At 38.3% G+C, this 16856-nt stretch carries 7 protein-coding genes; all 7 read right to left on the bottom strand.

Annotation, left to right across the window (positions count from 1 at the left end; translation table 11 throughout):
* Positions 1–25: 25 nt before the first annotated feature.
* A complete protein-coding gene (gene feoB, locus GJU39_RS12310) occupies positions 26–2134 on the bottom strand; it encodes a ferrous iron transport protein B (protein ID WP_154281104.1) in 2109 nt (702 codons plus the stop codon).
* A 6-nt stretch (positions 2135–2140) separates the two neighbouring features.
* Positions 2141–2359 carry a FeoA family protein gene (locus GJU39_RS12305; RefSeq protein WP_154281103.1) on the bottom strand — a complete coding sequence of 73 codons (219 nt, stop codon included), beginning with the start codon at positions 2357–2359 and terminating at the stop codon, positions 2141–2143.
* 163 nt (positions 2360–2522) lie between these two features.
* Positions 2523–5291, bottom strand: a complete 2769-nt coding sequence (locus GJU39_RS12300; RefSeq protein WP_154281102.1) for a TonB-dependent receptor — start codon at positions 5289–5291, stop codon at positions 2523–2525.
* Between the two features lie 164 nt (positions 5292–5455).
* Positions 5456–8272: an outer membrane beta-barrel family protein gene (locus GJU39_RS12295; RefSeq protein ID WP_154281101.1), complete on the bottom strand. Its 2817-nt coding sequence runs from the start codon at positions 8270–8272 to the stop codon at positions 5456–5458.
* 258 nt (positions 8273–8530) lie between these two features.
* The gene (locus GJU39_RS23420; RefSeq protein WP_245227859.1) at positions 8531–8806 is read right to left on the bottom strand and encodes a VanZ family protein; all 276 of its coding nucleotides are present in this window, start codon (positions 8804–8806) and stop codon (positions 8531–8533) included.
* Positions 8807–8941: 135 nt separating this feature from the next.
* Positions 8942–9322: a glycine cleavage system protein GcvH gene (gene gcvH / locus GJU39_RS12290; RefSeq protein ID WP_154281100.1), complete on the bottom strand. Its 381-nt coding sequence runs from the start codon at positions 9320–9322 to the stop codon at positions 8942–8944.
* Positions 9323–9667: 345 nt separating this feature from the next.
* Positions 9668–16849 (bottom strand): T9SS outer membrane translocon Sov/SprA, encoded by a 7182-nt coding sequence (gene sov / locus GJU39_RS12285; RefSeq protein ID WP_154281099.1) that lies wholly within the window; start codon positions 16847–16849, stop codon positions 9668–9670.
* Between the last annotated feature and the right edge of the window lie 7 nt (positions 16850–16856).

Here is a 16856-nt window from a genome sequence, read left to right as displayed (position 1 = left end):
CTCAACACCTAATACTCAGAACTTTCTACTTAAGCAACTGGTATGCAATAAGCGCTGCAAAGTAAGCCATGACCGTCATATAAACCAATTGAATTACCGGCCATTTCCAGCCTTTAGTTTCGCGGTAAACAATTGCCACGGTACTCATACACTGCATCGCAAAAGCATAAAACAACATTAATGAAATACCAGTAGCAAAGGTGTAAACGGGTAAGCCTGTGCGGCTGTTTACGGACGCAGACATGCGTTCTCTAATGGTAGAAGTATCTTCATCGCCACCATCTACGCTATAGATAGTCGCCATTGTACCCACAAATGCCTCGCGTGCAGCAAAAGAAGTGATCAAACCAATGCCGATTTTCCAATCATAACCTAAAGGACGAATAGCGGGTTCTATCCAATGACCTAAAATGCCAACGTAAGAGTTTTCCAGCTTTTCTGTAGCAATAAGTGTTCGGATGTGATCAGTATTTTTTGTGGTATCTGCAAGTGCAGGTGCATATTTCCGGTCAATCTGATCAAAGCGACTGCCCGGACCAAAGGTTGCCAGCACCCAAAGAATAATTGATATTGCAATAATCACTTTCCCGGCCTCAAAAACAAAGGTTTTCGATTTTTCATACATCGTGTAAAGCACATTTTTCCATCTTGGCATGCGGTAAATAGGCAATTCCATAATGAAATAAGCACGCTCTTTAGTTTTAATGATGAACTTCATAATCCAGGCCACCAATACCGCAGCAATCACCCCAACCAGGTACATCACCATTAAGGCTAAACCCTGCATGTTAAAAATTCCAAAAATATTTTCTGACGGGATAATCAACGAAATGATCAGAATATAAACCGGAAGCCTTGCCGAGCAACTTACCAGGGGCGTTACCATGATCGTAATCATTCTATCCTTCCAGTTTTCAATATTTCTGGCCGCCATAATAGAAGGTACTGCACACGCTAAACCACCAATCATAGGTACAACGGATTTTCCATTTAAGCCAACTTTGCTCATGATTTTATCCATCATAAAAGTTACCCTTGACATGTAGCCTGTATCTTCTAAAATAGAAATGAAAGCAAACAAAATGGCAATTTGAGGAATAAACACGAAGATTCCACCCAATCCGGCTATGATACCATCGAGGAGTAAATTAGTGAACATCCCTTCGGGCAAATACTGGTGACCAAGATCAGTAACAAAACCGAAACCTGCTTCAATCCATTCCATCGGGTAGGAAGACCAGGCAAAAATCGCATTGAATATTACAAAAAGAATTAATATGAATATCGCGAATCCCCAGACTTTGTGGGTTAAAATTGAATCAAGCTTATCACTAAAAGTAAATTTCTTCGCAATACCTTCATCAGAAACCACATCTGCCAATATCGAACTTAAATATTTATAACGTACAATAGTTTCTGCTGCCTGCGTTTTAGAAGACTCAAATTGATGTGATTGCTCTATTTCTTCTATTTCTTCCTGTTCTTTTTCAGAAAAGAATTTAAGGTATTCATGCTGATGCAATACCTGTAAAGCATAATAATCATTATCAGAATTCAGTTTTGATTTGATGGCATTAATGGCCGCTGGTGCAAGAATGTTTACATCAACATCCTGAAACTGAGTGGCAATTTTATTGGTATTGGAAATCGCATTTTTTAGCTTATCAATCCCGATATTATTCCGTGCAGAAATTGAAACCACCTGCACACCTAATTTTTGAACGAGCTTATTTAAGTCAATATTAATGCCTTGTTTTTCGGAAAGATCGACCATATTCAATGCCAGTACCATCGGAATTCCTAAATCTGCAACCTGCGAATACAAAAGCATGTTACGTTTAAGGTTTGATGCATCAACTACCAGTACGATTACATCAGGATAACTATTATTATTCGCATCAGCTAAAACCTGGAAAACGATACTTTCATCAGCACTTTTTGGGTACAGGCTATATGTTCCGGGCAAATCAATTACTTCTGCACCCTTGCCATTGGCAAGCTTCATAAAACCTGTTTTTTTATCTACCGTAATTCCAGGAAAATTTCCAATTTTTTGATTTAATCCCGTTAAACGATTAAATAGAGTAGACTTACCTGTATTGGGATTACCAACTAATGCAACTTTAATATCCAAATCAGCTTATTTATTGATGATAACGACATCGGCTTCGCTTTTACGTAAGCAAAGCTGATAACCAGCAACACGAATGGCCATTGGGTCGCCAAGAGGAGCAAAACGCTCAACTTCTACAACTTCACCCGGCAAACAACCCATCTCCATCAATTTTACAGAAAGATCAAGGTCTGTAAATGAAATGATTGTTCCTTTTTCTCCAACTTTTAAATTTGAAAGTTTCATCTGTATTTGTTTTATGCTCAGATGGGGCCTCCAAGATTAAAATACTATCTCAATCCCTTCGGGTTCATGTGCTAAATCAGGTGCAAGTTAGCCTTTCTTTAGATTTATTCCAAATAGATGAATGGTATCTTGATGCCGAAAATCAGGTTTGACTAACCCATGATTAATTTCCTGATCTTCCTCCACCAAAACCTTCGCCACCACGGTTACGTCTTCCTCCTTCGTTACTTTTTTCGCTGATTCTGTTTTTACCGCCCATTCTGTTTAAAGAATATGTAAATGAGAACATAAAATAGCGTTGCAATACATTGTAGCGCTCATCCCGTATGGTATTGTTATCTGCAGTTCTGCTGACTCCCTGATTTTCATTCAATAAATCGTTAACAGCTGCTTTAAGCGTTCCCCGGTTTTTAAAAAACTGTTTACTCATATAAGAATTCAGTAAAGTAAAATGCGTATCAAAAGCCTCTCCCCTTCCGGTATTTTGATTATAATCCACGTCAATTGCCCAACGGATATCACCCGGGAATAAATAACTTACGCTGATGTTTGGACTAAAAGTATAGAATCGGGCATTAGAATTTGGCTGTACAGAGTAAGTAGCGCGATTAACTGATCCATTTATACCGGCTGTTAAATCTAACCGATCGAGATTCGATACCAGGCGATATCCATTACTTAGCACCCAGCTGTTGGTAATGTTTTTTAAAGAATTGGTAAAGTTCACATCCCGGTTGTAATTACCACTAATATTAATGTGAAAGTTTAATTTATTCCCGGCCATTAGCGGCAAACTGATTGATGAGTTTAAAGAACCGGCATAAACACCGTTTACATTTACCGGAAGGATGGCTAATTTACCCTGATCGCGTCCGTTTTCTATTAAACTACTGCTATTGGCAATCTTGTTTGAAGTCTGCGTAAGGTTAACGTTGATAAAAAGAGATCTGTTTTTACCAACAGTAAAAGTATTAAACGCCAGTCGCAGGTTATTGTTAAACTCAGGCCTTAAATCCGGATTTCCGACCGGGATATTCTGTGTATTGGTGTTATTTGGAATTGGTTGTAATTGTTGTATGGTTGGTTGATTTGTAGTACCACGGTAATTGACCACAAATCTTTTACTATTACTAAAGTTATAACGAAACATTGCAGACGGCGTATAATTGAAGACATTCTGTTTCAGGATAAATCCCCGGGTAATATTATTATTGGTTCTGTCTGTATTCTGTACAGCCATACCTACATTCCAATTGTATTTTTTCCCGTTCTTATTAAAGCTGAAGCCCGCAGTATTGATTAGAATTGTGTTTTCATAAGCATTGCTAAAGGTGGTATCAAGCAAATCATATTGCAACGTTGCAGGATTAAAATTATAAGTAAACCGATCAGATTTATTATGGTTATAGCCGTTTTGATAATTAAACTCCAGGCTTAATGTTTTATCGAGTGGTTCTGTGAATACCAAACGGGTATTTTGATTAATCGACTCACTTTCCTGGTCATTTAACTGATCGGTTATTTTTTGAGTGGTTAGGCCTCCCTCCGCCCTGGTTTCGTCATTCCGGTTGTAATTGCCGGCATCGTTATTATTAATATTGGTATTTAAATTTAACGATAGTGTTCTTCCCCTTTTCATAAACTTTTTTCGAAAAAGAATATTATTGCTTACAGACGGCGAAGTATTGTTGTTGCTTAAATTTTGGGTACCGTTAATGGTGTAGGTATTGTAATCGCGGGTGTAGATACTGCTGTTTAAGCCGGCGTTATTGGTATAACTTAAATTTGGCTGAATCCGGAGCGATGTCAGCGAATCCAGTTTTGTATCCACCATAAAGTTCAGCCGATGGTTTAAACGGTCTGCATTATTAGTTTGGCCGTTATTGAAAATAGTGGTAACATCGCCTAAAAGATTTTGCGTTACACTATTTCTGAGAATTAAGTTATCTGATTTGTTGACGAAGTAATTTAAGCTTACCTCTGTTTGATCAGCATAAGTATCATTAAAGTTGAAACCCGCAGCATTGGTTTCCGTAATTCCACCTCTGCCGCCGTTGCCGCCCCCGTTTCCACCACCAAGGCCGCCACCAAAATTCTGCTTATTTACGTTATTAAACTGCGCGACAACACTGAGTTTTCTATCCTGATTAAAGCGATTTACATTGACGTTAACATCATATCGTTTATCGGAACCATAACCCGCGGTTGTATTGCCGAAGTATCCATTTTTTTTATCTTTTCTGGTAGTGATATTAATAATTTTAGTTCTGGAACCATCATCTATCCCGGTAAACTGCGCCTGATCCGAAAGCTCATCGATAACCTGAATCTTATCTATCATATCTGCAGGAAGGTTTTTTGTGGCCAATAGCGGATCATTACCGAAAAATTCTTTTCCATCCACCCTGATTTTTGTAATCGTTTCCCCCTGTGCCTTGATTGTTCCGGCCTTATCAACTTCTACCCCCGGAAGCTTTTTAAGTAAATCTTCTACCACAGCATTCTCCACAACCTTGAATGAATTGGCATTAAATTCTAAAGTATCTTGCTTCACTACAATCGGTGGTACTTCCGCTTTAATTTCGACAGTTTGCAGGTCTATCGACCCTCCTTCCAAAACAATGTCACCAATATTTAAATCAGGTTTTTCTGCTGAGATAACGAAATCCTTGTTGGTATTTTTTAATCCTAAAAAGGCAGCATACAACCGGTATGAACCAGGCTTGAGTCCTTTAAAACTAAATGTACCATCTTCACCCGTATTCATGGCACCAATGGTTGTAGAATCTGTAAGGTTTTTAATGGCTATAGAGGCATAATCAATTGGCTGTTTATCTTTCGACTGAATAACACGGCCACTGATGGAACCGTTTTTCTGAGCGTAGGTTATGGTGCATGATAAAAAAAGGAGCAGCGTAAAAAGATGTTTCATTCGGTTAGTTTTCTGATTTTAAAATTAAAGACTATCCCGCACTTTAATGGTTTATTTGCGTCAGGTAACAAATGAAATACATAAACGTTAGTTAGACATTTATAATTTCTTACAAAAGGAAAAGGCCCGTTTTACACGGGCCTTTAAAAATTAACTAATCGATTTTACATCCTCATCCGCTGTCCTCCACCCTGACCAGGCGTAGGCATCTGCATATCGCCACTCATATTTCTTCCACCGATTCTGGTGAGCGAATAGGTGAATGAGAACATATAATATCTCTTCAATACATTGTAATTTAAATCGGTAATGGTATTGTTTGTTGCAGTTCTGCTTATTCCCTGGTTTTGGTTAAAAGCATCATTTACTGCAATTTTGAAAGTCCCCCTGTTTTTGAAAAACTGACGGCTGATATAAGAGTTCACCAGCGTAAACTGATTATTAAAACCCTCTCCTCTGCCTGTATTTTTAATATAATCTAAATCTACAGCCAGGCGGATGTTACCCGGAAATACATAACTCACATCAAAGCTTGGGTTCCAGGTGTAAAAGTTCGTTGTGGCATTTGGTTGAGCAGAATAGGTTGCCCTATTGTACGTGCCGGAGATTCCACCAGTTAAATCGAACTTATCAAAGTTGGTTACAAAATTGTATCTGTTGGTAACTCCAATTGAATTAGTCACATTTCTCACCAGATCACTTGGATTATCATTGCCCGTTGTGAAATTCACATTGCGATTATAGTTCGCATTTATTGATGCGTTTAACGTCAGCTTTCTCTCAGGTAGTATCGGCAAGCCAACGTTCACACTTCCATTTCCAGAGTAAACGCCATCAACATTTACATAAGTGGTTCTGATTTTTCCAAAGTTTTCATCATTACGGTCGGTTATAAGCTGACTGCTGTTTCCAATGGCATTGAAAGTTTGACTTAAACTTAGGAAAGCGAAGAACATTCTGCTCTTTGCAAAATCAAAGTTGTTATAATTGATGTTCAAGGTATTGTTAAAGGCGGGCTTTAAACCAGGATTACCAATGAAAACGCTTTGTGTATTGGTATTATCCGGAATCGGCTGAATCTGGCTGATACTTGGTTGTTGTGTATTTCCTCTGTATCGAATATTCAACCTCCTGGAGTTACTAAAATTGTATCTAAAGTTTGCGGAAGGAGTTAAATTAATGAAGTTCTGCGTGCGAACCAATCCGGTAGTGAGATTAGAGTTTACGCGATTGGTTTGTTGGGCGGCTAAACCAATGTTCCAGTTATATTTTTTTTCGTTAGTGGTAAAGCTTACACCTCCGGCATTGGTTAACGTTTGATTTTCGTAGGTATTGGTATAATCAAAATTAACTAAATCGTATTGACCGCTGGCCGAATTAAAATCCAATACCTGCCTGCCTTGGTTATCATGGCTATAGCCATTCTGATAATTAAATTCTAAGCTGGTAGTTTTAGATAATGGTTCGGTATAAACCAATCTGGAAGTGTTGTTTATTGAATTGGTATTTACCTTGTTTAACTGATCAGTAAGGGTATTGGTTACTACGCTATTAATCGTATTTGCTTCGGATATGTAATTATAGTTATCTGCATCGTTATTATTTATCGATGTATTAACATTAAGTGACAGGGTTCTTCCCCTTCTTTTAAATTTCTTTCGAACCAATAAATTGTTAGTGATATTTGGGGTAGAACTATTACTAATATAACGTTGCAAACCTGTTGTTTGAGATTCAAGCAAGTTTCTGTCATAATTACTCAGGTTTGTTGCATCACTTTGGGTATAGGAAACATTCGGCTGAATTTTAACAGTTGTTGAAGAATCCAGTTTGGTATCAATCATGAAATTAAACCGATGATTTATCCGGTCGGTATTATTATCAGCGTTGTTGGCCACCGTTGTAATGCTATTGCCTAAAAAGTTTTGCGTAAAACTCTGTTGCTGATTAACTACGTCAGATCTGTTAAAAAAGTAACTCCCCTGAATTTGTGTTCCGTCTTTGTAAGTATCTGCAAAGTTTATCCCGCCTGCGTTGGTATTGGTAATGCCCCCACTTCCGGCACTGCTTCCACCGCCACCAAAGTTACCACGGCCGCCACCGCCGAAGCCATTTCCGGCGCCATTACCCTGACCAAAATTTTGCTTGTTTACATTATTAAACTGACCAATTACACTAAACTGCTGGTCGTTATCAAATTTATTTACATTGATGTTGGCATCATATCTATCCTGAGTACCATATCCAACAGTGCTGTTTCCAAAATATCCTTTTTTCATTCCGGCTTTGGTAGTAATGTTTAAAATTTTGGTTCTCGAACCATCATCTACTCCAGAAAATTGAGATTGCTCTGATTGCTCATCAATAACCTGAATTTTATCTACCATATCTGCCGGCAGGTTTTTTGTTGCCAATAAGGGATCTGTTCCAAAAAACTCTTTCCCATCTACCTTCACTTTCGTAATGGTTTCGCCCTGGGCTTTAATGCTTCCGTCTTTAGCGACTTCTACACCAGGAAGCTTTTTTAATACGTCTTCCACAACAGCATTTTCGCGTACCTTAATGGTTTTTGCGTCGAATTCTAAAGTATCAGTTTTTACCACAACCGGAATGCTCGCGGTAACATTTACAGTATTTAAATCGACACCATCATCAGTCATTGAAATTTCGCCTGCATTAACAGCGGCTTTTGCTACTTCAACATCTTTTGTAGCTGTTTTCAGCCCTAAGAAGGCAGCATAAATTCTATACTTTCCGGGTGCTATTGCTTTGAAACTAAAAGTCCCGTCTGGCGCGGTTTGTCCCGATGCTACAACAACAGAATCTTTCAGATTTCTAACGGCTATGGTTGCAAAATCTACGGGCTGTTTATCTTTAGCGTTGATAACCTTTCCGCTTATTGAACCCGGATTCTGCGCCTGAGCGATGTAGCTACAAAAAATAAGAACAATGAAGATTGCCCTTTGAACGTTCCTTTTCATTAAAAAAATTTAGATAAAATATACAAAAACTAAGCTATCAGACTACTCGAAAGCTTAAAGGTTTGTTATCGAACGTTAAATGCTTGGTAACATTTTAAATACAGCAATTTGAATATCGCTGTTATATCACTTTGGGGATGATAATTTGGTTACCTACGCTGGGATGGGTAACTTTTATAATAAACTTTTGGGCAGTTGCAATCTTTTTTAAAGATGCTGCAACCGCTCAAAAATATGATGATCATTATAAATACTGAACTAATTATTCTTTTCATCGAAATTCAATTTATGCAATAATATATAGCTAAAAACAGCCATCAGCGCACCAATCATATCACATCCCAGATCCCACCACTCTGCAGATCGGTAAGTAAAAACCTTCCACTGTAAGAGTTCAATTCCTCCGCCAATTATGAAATTTATTAAAAGGATTTTGAATATAGTTAGTATTCTAAATCCATAACTATGCTGGTATTTTATTTTCCCATAAAACAGAAAAACAGAAAGTACGAAGAAAAACCCCAAATGGGTCATCTTATCAAATCCTACAAAAAAAAATCCTGGCCCGTTAGATTCGGGAAGCTTTATATTACAAAGCACCAAAATGATAAGCGTCCAGAGTATGGCCCATTTTTGCCGTTTCAGTGCTTTGTACAAAATAGGATAAGATTAAGCACCAACTAATGCCTGATAAGCATCAGCAGTTAATAAATCTTCAATTTCTGCAAGTTCTGACAGTGATACTTTCACCATCCAGCCTTTTCCATAAGGATCAGAATTTACCAATTCAGGATTATCATTCAACTCCGAATTAATTTCTAATACAGTACCAGTTACCGGCATAAATAAATCAGAAACCGTTTTTACAGCCTCTACAGTACCGAATACTTCTTCTCTAGCCACTTCGTCACCTACTGAGTTGATATCAACATAAACGATATCACCTAATTCGCGTTGAGCGAAATCTGTAATGCCAATAAAAGCTTCGTTACCTTCAACCTTAACCCATTCGTGGTCTTTAGTATATTTTAATTCTGATGGAAAATTCATTATCCTGTAAGTGTTTAAATAAATTAAGTTAGTCTATTATTCTGTTTCATACTTACCATTGCAAATGGTTAATTGATTTGCTATTTATGGCAGGTATGTCTACGTGTCAAAAATACAATTTAGTTTAAGCAATAGCAAAGACTGAAAAATTATGTTTTTATAAATTTATCATGCTATCAACTTGCCATTCAAATGCTATCTTAATTTAAGCGCAAATCATTTTCAACTTTCACGCTAATATTAAATTCAGCTGATTATCTGCGGCTTTTAAAGTATCAACTTCGTTTATTCTAATCACCGCTGCTCTACCATATTTGCAAATCAAGGTTATTCATCCACTAACCCCTAATTCAGCGTAAACCTTAAACTAAAACCAAAATTACTGAAAGAGGTATTAAACGTTTGCGAAGTATAAGGCTTTGTAATATTCGAATCGTAAAATAATTTAACATTAAATTTCTGATTCAAGACATAATCCACACTTGGTCTCAATGTAATGTTCTTTGCACCTGATGAAATTTCGGCTTCTTCTACGTCGGCTCTGTAAATAACAGTTTTATTATCGCGAATGGCGACATCGAGTTTGAAATCCATATTGTTATCCATTTTCAAACTTTTAAACCAGCCAAAAGGAAAACGAAACTTATTCGTTCTGTAACCCATCCCTAAAACCACATTATTTTCTGAAAGTTGTGCAAGCTGGCTATTGGCTAAACTCAAACCTAACAAACGTGATCTGTTAAGTTCAAAAGTAGCGCTCAGGTTATTTTTAAATCTGGTATCCACACCAATTAAAGGCGAGAAGTATTCTGATACCGTTACTTGTGCAAACTGGAATTCTGGCAGGAAGTTATTATTCGCATCACGGTTTACAGAAGAACCGTTGCTTTCCTGGTACCTTAATAAAGAGTTGAAACCATTAATATTGTAGGCAGAGCGATAACCATGTCTGATATCAATAGATGAAAAATGATCGGCAATCAAAGCAATCTTTGTCAATCCATTATAAGTTAATGTCCAGTTGGGGAGTGGAATCCTGGGAAAAGAATTCATACTCATCTTACCCGGGTCTTTACCAGAATATGCAGCCATAAAAGCAGAGATAATCACATCCTGACTCTCTTTACCATAACCATCTGAATAGCCTCCAGCCACCCCGGCTGAATTAGGATTTTGTGAACCTAGCCTTCTCGAGATAATAATCCTATTGGCCATAAACTGATTAAATAAAGTAGAAATTACGCTTGAATTTTTCTCTTTAAATGCGGTACCTAGCGCAATGTATGAAATGCTATAATCTCCTGTGGTAATTGCACTTAAGTTTTCAAATGAAGCAACGCTGGCAACATACCTGTAATTTGAGGAAAAATTTCTGGTTTGTGATTTATTTGCCCTGATGGTAATTCTTAAATCACGGAAAGGCTCTATCTGTCCGGTAAACTGTAAATCTTCGCGAAGCGTATTTACATATAACTGGGTTTGCAAGGTATCAGTGGTTAACCAACCATTGTTTAGCGCCATGTCTCTAATGTCTCGCTGACTTCCAAATGCAAAGCCTAAGCCAGGCGCACCGGTTGCGTTATCTATTCCAAAATATTTGGTGTTAGGTAAATATCCCGGCAAGAAAATTCCTTTGGTTTGCACATAATTTGCACTCACATTTTTAACACTGGTTAGTAAGTTAACGAAGAAATTCTTAAGCTTATCGCCGGTCTCCTCGCTGTTACCTGCATTTCTAATGAAGCCAAATTTATTATATAAGGTAGCTAAATTCAAGGTTGGATTAACCTGAACATTCCTGCTGTTTTGAACAGTATTCCCTAAATTAATATTTGGATCCAACAGTGTTGATAAAGGCTCTGTTTGCCAGTTAAAGTTAGTTCCATATCTGGTTTTAACGGTTACCCAGTTAAGCCCGGGAATTTTATCAATTGGCAAAGTATAGGTTACATTCAGGTTATGATTATAATCTGTGGTGCGACCTAATTTTTTAAGGTTTTGCCAAACCGTATCACGTTTCATACCATCAATTCTTCCATCTGGTTCATCAATAATAGAATAATTGGTGGCATTAAAATCCAATTGCAGTGAACGGGTTAAATTCCAGGCAATTCCGTAGATTCTACTCATCCTGAAATTCTTGTTAAATGTTGTTCCGAACCCATTCTGGAATATTGGAATTGAATTATTAGGATCGTTATTTCGCAACGTATTTTCAGAATACAACCTGTCTACATCAATTCTGAAGTTGATGGCACTGGGAAAGATACTAAAATTAAAATCCTTTAGTATGGCCAGCATATTCGATTTAATAATCTTCTCGAAAGGCGCATATGTTTTGGCCTCTTTCGCATAGCTATATTGTAAAGAAGCCCTGTAGGTATTCTGAATACTGCTTTGATTAATAAAATCCCTATGGTCGTATTGCGTAAAAGCATAACTGGCTGCAAAGTTTTCAATATCCCAAAGCCGAACGGGTTTACTATTATTGATTCGTTCTTTGCGCACATTGGTAAAGTTGATTCCCCTCCGTACGGTATAGTCTTGAGCAAAATTTAATATCGAATCTTTTTCTTCCTTTGTCGATCGGTCCAAGGCGTTTTTTAATTCTATATCTGGTGTACGCGGATTGTATTGTGGCGTAGAAACCTGCTTTGAATAGTTTACAAACATGGGGATTTTCACACCCGATTTCTGTGGTAAAAACTTACCTAGTTCTACCGCAGAGGAAACATCAAGCAAAACATTATCGGCACGGTTACGCTCACTCACTTTGGAATCGATAGATCCAAAACCAATGGTCGATTTACTGCCGGATATGTTCACGTCAGCAAAATCAGCCAGTTTTAAATTTAACCTGGCAGTGGCCGCCCAACCCCCTCTTTCATCAAACTCTGTTAACCTGAGTTCGTTAAACCATACCAGAACATCTTTCTCTGTTCCATCTTCACTTTCAGAAGTATTCAGGTTTCTTAGCGGATTTTTTACGCCAAGCATATACACCCTCACCTTACTCATATCCGGCTGCCCTTTTACGATAATGGTACGATCACCATCTGTAAAGGTGAAAGGCACATTAATAGGCCATGGCTGCCCGTTTGCTTGCTTCGCAACGTTACGGGCAAGTTTTGCATTCTGGAATAACGTAAGGTTAACGTCCATTCTATTTGCCTCCGGCCAGATGGCGTCAGGATCACTGGTACCCGGGGTCGTGATCTTTAAAGGCATTAAGTACTCGTAATAATTGTCTTGATTGTCTGTTCCGATTCTCAAAAATGCATTCAGATCACGATCACCTAAAAGCTGATTATTAATGGCTTCCGCATGAACAAACATCTCTAAATGTTTATAAGAACGGAAATCACTATAGGCCGTTTTAAATGCAGCTCTTCCATAACCATCACGGAGATTTTTAACGGTAACTGATAGAGATTGTTCGTTTAAACGTGTATCGCCACGGTAATTACTGAAATCACGTTCACGAAGAATCCCGGGAGGCGTTACGTAAGGTATCGGACTTTTCTTTCCGTTTTCCTCAATATTAACTGTTGACACCTGAATTGTCGAATTATCTGGCGTCAAAGCAGGCAATCCAGGTTCTACGATCACCTGATCTGCTGTGTTTTTAGTGTTAAATTCTCTCCATTCTCCTCTGATTAACTGAAGTTTTGCAAAACGCATGATCGCTGTATCTGCAAAGTTTGTCATAAACATCCTGAAGAAACGGATGGATTTAAAATCCTGAATATTACCAACTTTTTTCTCGTACTGTGAAATTGGGATTCTAAACTGGTACCAGGTTACGGCTTGCGTATTTCCGTTTGCCAGCTTTACCTGCGAGGTTACTTTATCCGTAATAAATTGTGTTTGACCTACATCCATCCCCGGTTTCATCGTCACTTTATACTGATAATATTCATCGCTTTGCGTCATGTTATTATCGCGGTTTATATCTTCACCATCAGGAAGTGATGTTGATGCAGAATTTTCTATCCCCAGTTCTGCCTGAGACTGCTGAGAGGTTTTGGAATTTCCCTCAGGACCATTATATTTTTCATAACGTTTTAAAATCCCTGCGTTAACCTGATCCAAAGCAGGTCCTCTGAAATAGGAATAATTATCTGAAGATGGATCCGCATCAATTTCTGCAGCAGCAGTTGCATTTAACTGAGATTTGATTTGATTAATCGCTGCAGCAAATTTTTCCTTTTCGTTTACATCTGATAACCCGTCTAAACCAACATCCTGTGCCCGTCTTGCATCGGGGTCATTATCGAAAGCCTGAATTACCGGTTGCAACCTTGGAACACGCCCCCAGGCGGTTTCATCATACTTAGCGCGATCATTCGTTGCCGGCAATCCATTTTCCAGTGATTTCCGTCCATCTTTTAAAATATCTTCAGAGATATTACCCAGGTTGAAATAAATATCACCCCCCTGAGAGTTTCTATTGTAGATAAAAGGATCCAATACCCAGAATTCGATAAAACCGACATTCAGCGCTTCAAAATCGTTCGTTTCAATTTTACGCTGGAAACCTGCCCACCGCTGTCTTGGATTTATTAGCTTTCCATCAGCTGAAAAACCAGTGGTAGCATAGTTGTATGGGCCACGAACAGTTGGGTAATAGGCAACATCCAGCGTTGTTATATTTAAAGCCTGACCAGTTGCCGTTTCCTTAAACGGAAAAACCTCCTGTTCAATAACCTGCCTTACATAATGATTGGAAAGTTCATTTCTGTTGTTCCTGATATTGGTTGGCGTAGTAGTGGCATTGGAATTATAAAAGGTGGGATCGATATTGTAATACGCAATCCGTGCACGGTTGTAACCGTAAGTAAGATCGTTTAACAATTGCGATTCTGCAAAATCTTGTGGTGTTCCTGACAATTGCCAGGCGATGGCGCTTTTTAGATCAATCACCGATCTCGACGCTTCAAAATCATCCAGATAACTTACGCCGTTTTTACTTCCTGCAAAGTTTAATGCCCGCGGATGTCCCGGAACCAATTGCGCAAACTCCCCATAAAAATTAACACTAGACGGTGCTTTAGTAGAAATAAACGGGAGTTTATCTACCAGTTTGGTTAAAAACCTTGAAGATGAACTATAATTAATATCTGCTCCCCAAATGGTATTGGAAATTGGTTCCTCGCCAAGGTTTACTTTCTGGGTAAGCGGTTTTTCCGTTAAGTTCATGAACGTACCACCCAAATTAAGCTTATTATTCAGCCGATAATCTAATCGCGTTCCGAATAACGACCTTTGCTGTAAACCAAAAAGCTCATTATTTTCAGTGGTAATTCGAATCGGCTGACCGGATGTTAACAATGCCTGATTGATGATACTTACCCTGCCACCCTGATAATCTACTGTAAAATCTACGCCTTCTTGTAAAGGCATGGTACCGGCGAAAACTTTAACAGATCCTTCCGGAACATTAATGGCGTTTAAGCTAAACTCTGAAGAAATTTCTGATTGATAATGCCCCTTAATTACGTATCTGTTTTTATTTTGAAACAGCTGCTTTGCAATCATTTGCGTAGAATCATAAAGCGCTGTGAACGTATATTTATCGATTAATGCCTGTTCACCGGGTAAAAACTTGTTTGCCAAATCCTGACCAAATGGTTCAATAATCGGGAATATAATCCGGCCGTTCGCAGGGTCGATAGTAATGTATCCGGTATTGGCGTTGTTTATTAAGGCTGCTAATCCACTAAGTGATAAGTTGGATCCAAAGTTACTGTTCGCTGTAGCACTATTGGAAAAGTAAGAGCCAAAAGCATTGTTGGCGGCTACAAAATCAAAGATCCCATCTGGCTTTTTTTCATTTTGCTGATTCAGCCTGTCAAATTCAATTAAAGAAATCCATTGTTTGTTGGCTGTATTTTGCCCTTCGGTCATGATCGGTTTTTCTACCCCGGTCTCATTATCGATTCTAAAAACATCAAGTTTAAAATTCAACGGACTAATTTGATACCCACCTATTGAATAAATATTTTTCATCATCAAATCCCAGGTTGGGAGATTGATTTTAGTCGTTTCATTTTTTAATAGTTTCGCAAAAAGCACTTTTGGATTCACTGCATCAAAAGAGATATCCGTAGAGAATTCACCCACCTGATATTCAACTCCATTATACGTATAACGATAAGCCACCGCCAAAACTTCATCCGAGTTGAGTGGATTATTCAGGGAGATATAACCCAGTTGGGGTTGGAAAGTAAATTCGCGTTCGGTTAATTTTCTTGCATAGGTAAGTTTCGCATACTGATCAGTACCGCCGTTGGCTTGAAAAAATGGTATAATCGAATTTGAATTTGTAAACCTGGCATCAGCGGGTAAACTACTCAATAAATTATTCGATTGCTGCGGAAATCCTGTTGCAGTTGTACCTGCCGGAAGAGCCGATCCGCCACCGGCGATTGCTCCCGGGTTAAAAGGCTGATTCTCACCCAAATTCAAGAAACCCAAGATATCTCTCGAATCTGTGGTGTTTCCAGCCTTATTGGTAATCCATACCTCAATTTTTGTGATCTGAATTGGCGAGGTAATAATGGGTGCATTGGCTAAATGCTTGTTATAGTTATTGCGGAAATACTGGGCCAGAAAATAATGTTTATTGGCTTCATAATTATCTGCAGTAACAGCAAATTCGTTTTGTTGCGCACCATTGGTAATCCGAAGTTCGCGTGACTCTGATTTCTGTTGAGTATAAACACTGGTTACATTCAGTTTTCCGAACTGCAACTGGGTCTTAATCCCGAACAATGCCTGCGTACCTGTGATTAAACTGGTATTTAATGGTAAACTTACGTTACCAGCCTCTATCTTTTTAATAATATCATCAGCACCACCAGTATAATCTAATTTAATCTGGTTTTCAAAGTCAAACTGTGCCTCTGTATTGTAATTACTTTTTATTTTAAGCTTTGTACCAATATTCCCAACCAGGTCCATTTGAATTCTCTGGTTAAAATCGAAATTGGTTTGCACCCTTTGCCGCTCATTAAATAAAGGGTTTTCATTCTTATTTCTGCGCCCTAAAAAAGTAAGCTCTGCTTCACCCCGCGGTTGAATATCGATAGTTGTTCCACCAAAAAGTTTCTCAAACGCCTTGCTGTTGACCTGAATTTTTGGAATAATACCTGTATTTCTATAGTCGCCTACTTCTGCATTTGAAATATTACGCCAGTTGCCACGCTTTACTTCACTATTAACCAATCTTGAATACTCATCGATCGTTAAATATTGAGTTTGCGTAACATATTTATCACCTATTAATTCTTTTACGATGTACCGTTTATTTTTGGCATCATATTCCACTACCTGCCTCACATTATTGGGTATTGGGAAAAACGGACTGCGTAAAGGACTGATCCCCAGTCGCTGTTTTTCCTTTAAACCGAAGTTATTTTTTAACAAAGAAGTATCTGCTTTGCTCTGAACCACTTGTGAGAAGACGTTTTTGGGAGCAATCAAGAAAAGAGGGGTGAGAAATAAGAGTATAGATATTCTCTTCAAGGGCGTT

Origin of the sequence: Pedobacter petrophilus (genome assembly GCF_009674725.1) — a bacterium.
Classification (GTDB): domain Bacteria; phylum Bacteroidota; class Bacteroidia; order Sphingobacteriales; family Sphingobacteriaceae; genus Pedobacter; species Pedobacter petrophilus.
The sequence above is the reverse complement of the archived record's forward strand: the minus strand, read 5'-3'. Positions and strand labels throughout refer to the sequence as shown.

Bases quoted from the DNA above. Each gene is read 5' to 3' on its own strand.
- GJU39_RS12305 (WP_154281103.1), bottom strand. From the start codon at position 2,359: ATGAAACTTTCAAATTTAAAAGTTGGAGAAAAAGGAACAATCATTTCA.
- GJU39_RS12300 (WP_154281102.1), bottom strand. From the start codon at position 5,291: ATGAAACATCTTTTTACGCTGCTCCTTTTTTTATCATGCACCATAACC.
- GJU39_RS12295 (WP_154281101.1), bottom strand. From the start codon at position 8,272: ATGAAAAGGAACGTTCAAAGGGCAATCTTCATTGTTCTTATTTTTTGT.
- GJU39_RS23420 (WP_245227859.1), bottom strand. From the start codon at position 8,806: ATGACCCATTTGGGGTTTTTCTTCGTACTTTCTGTTTTTCTGTTTTAT.
- gcvH (WP_154281100.1), bottom strand. From the start codon at position 9,322: ATGAATTTTCCATCAGAATTAAAATATACTAAAGACCACGAATGGGTT.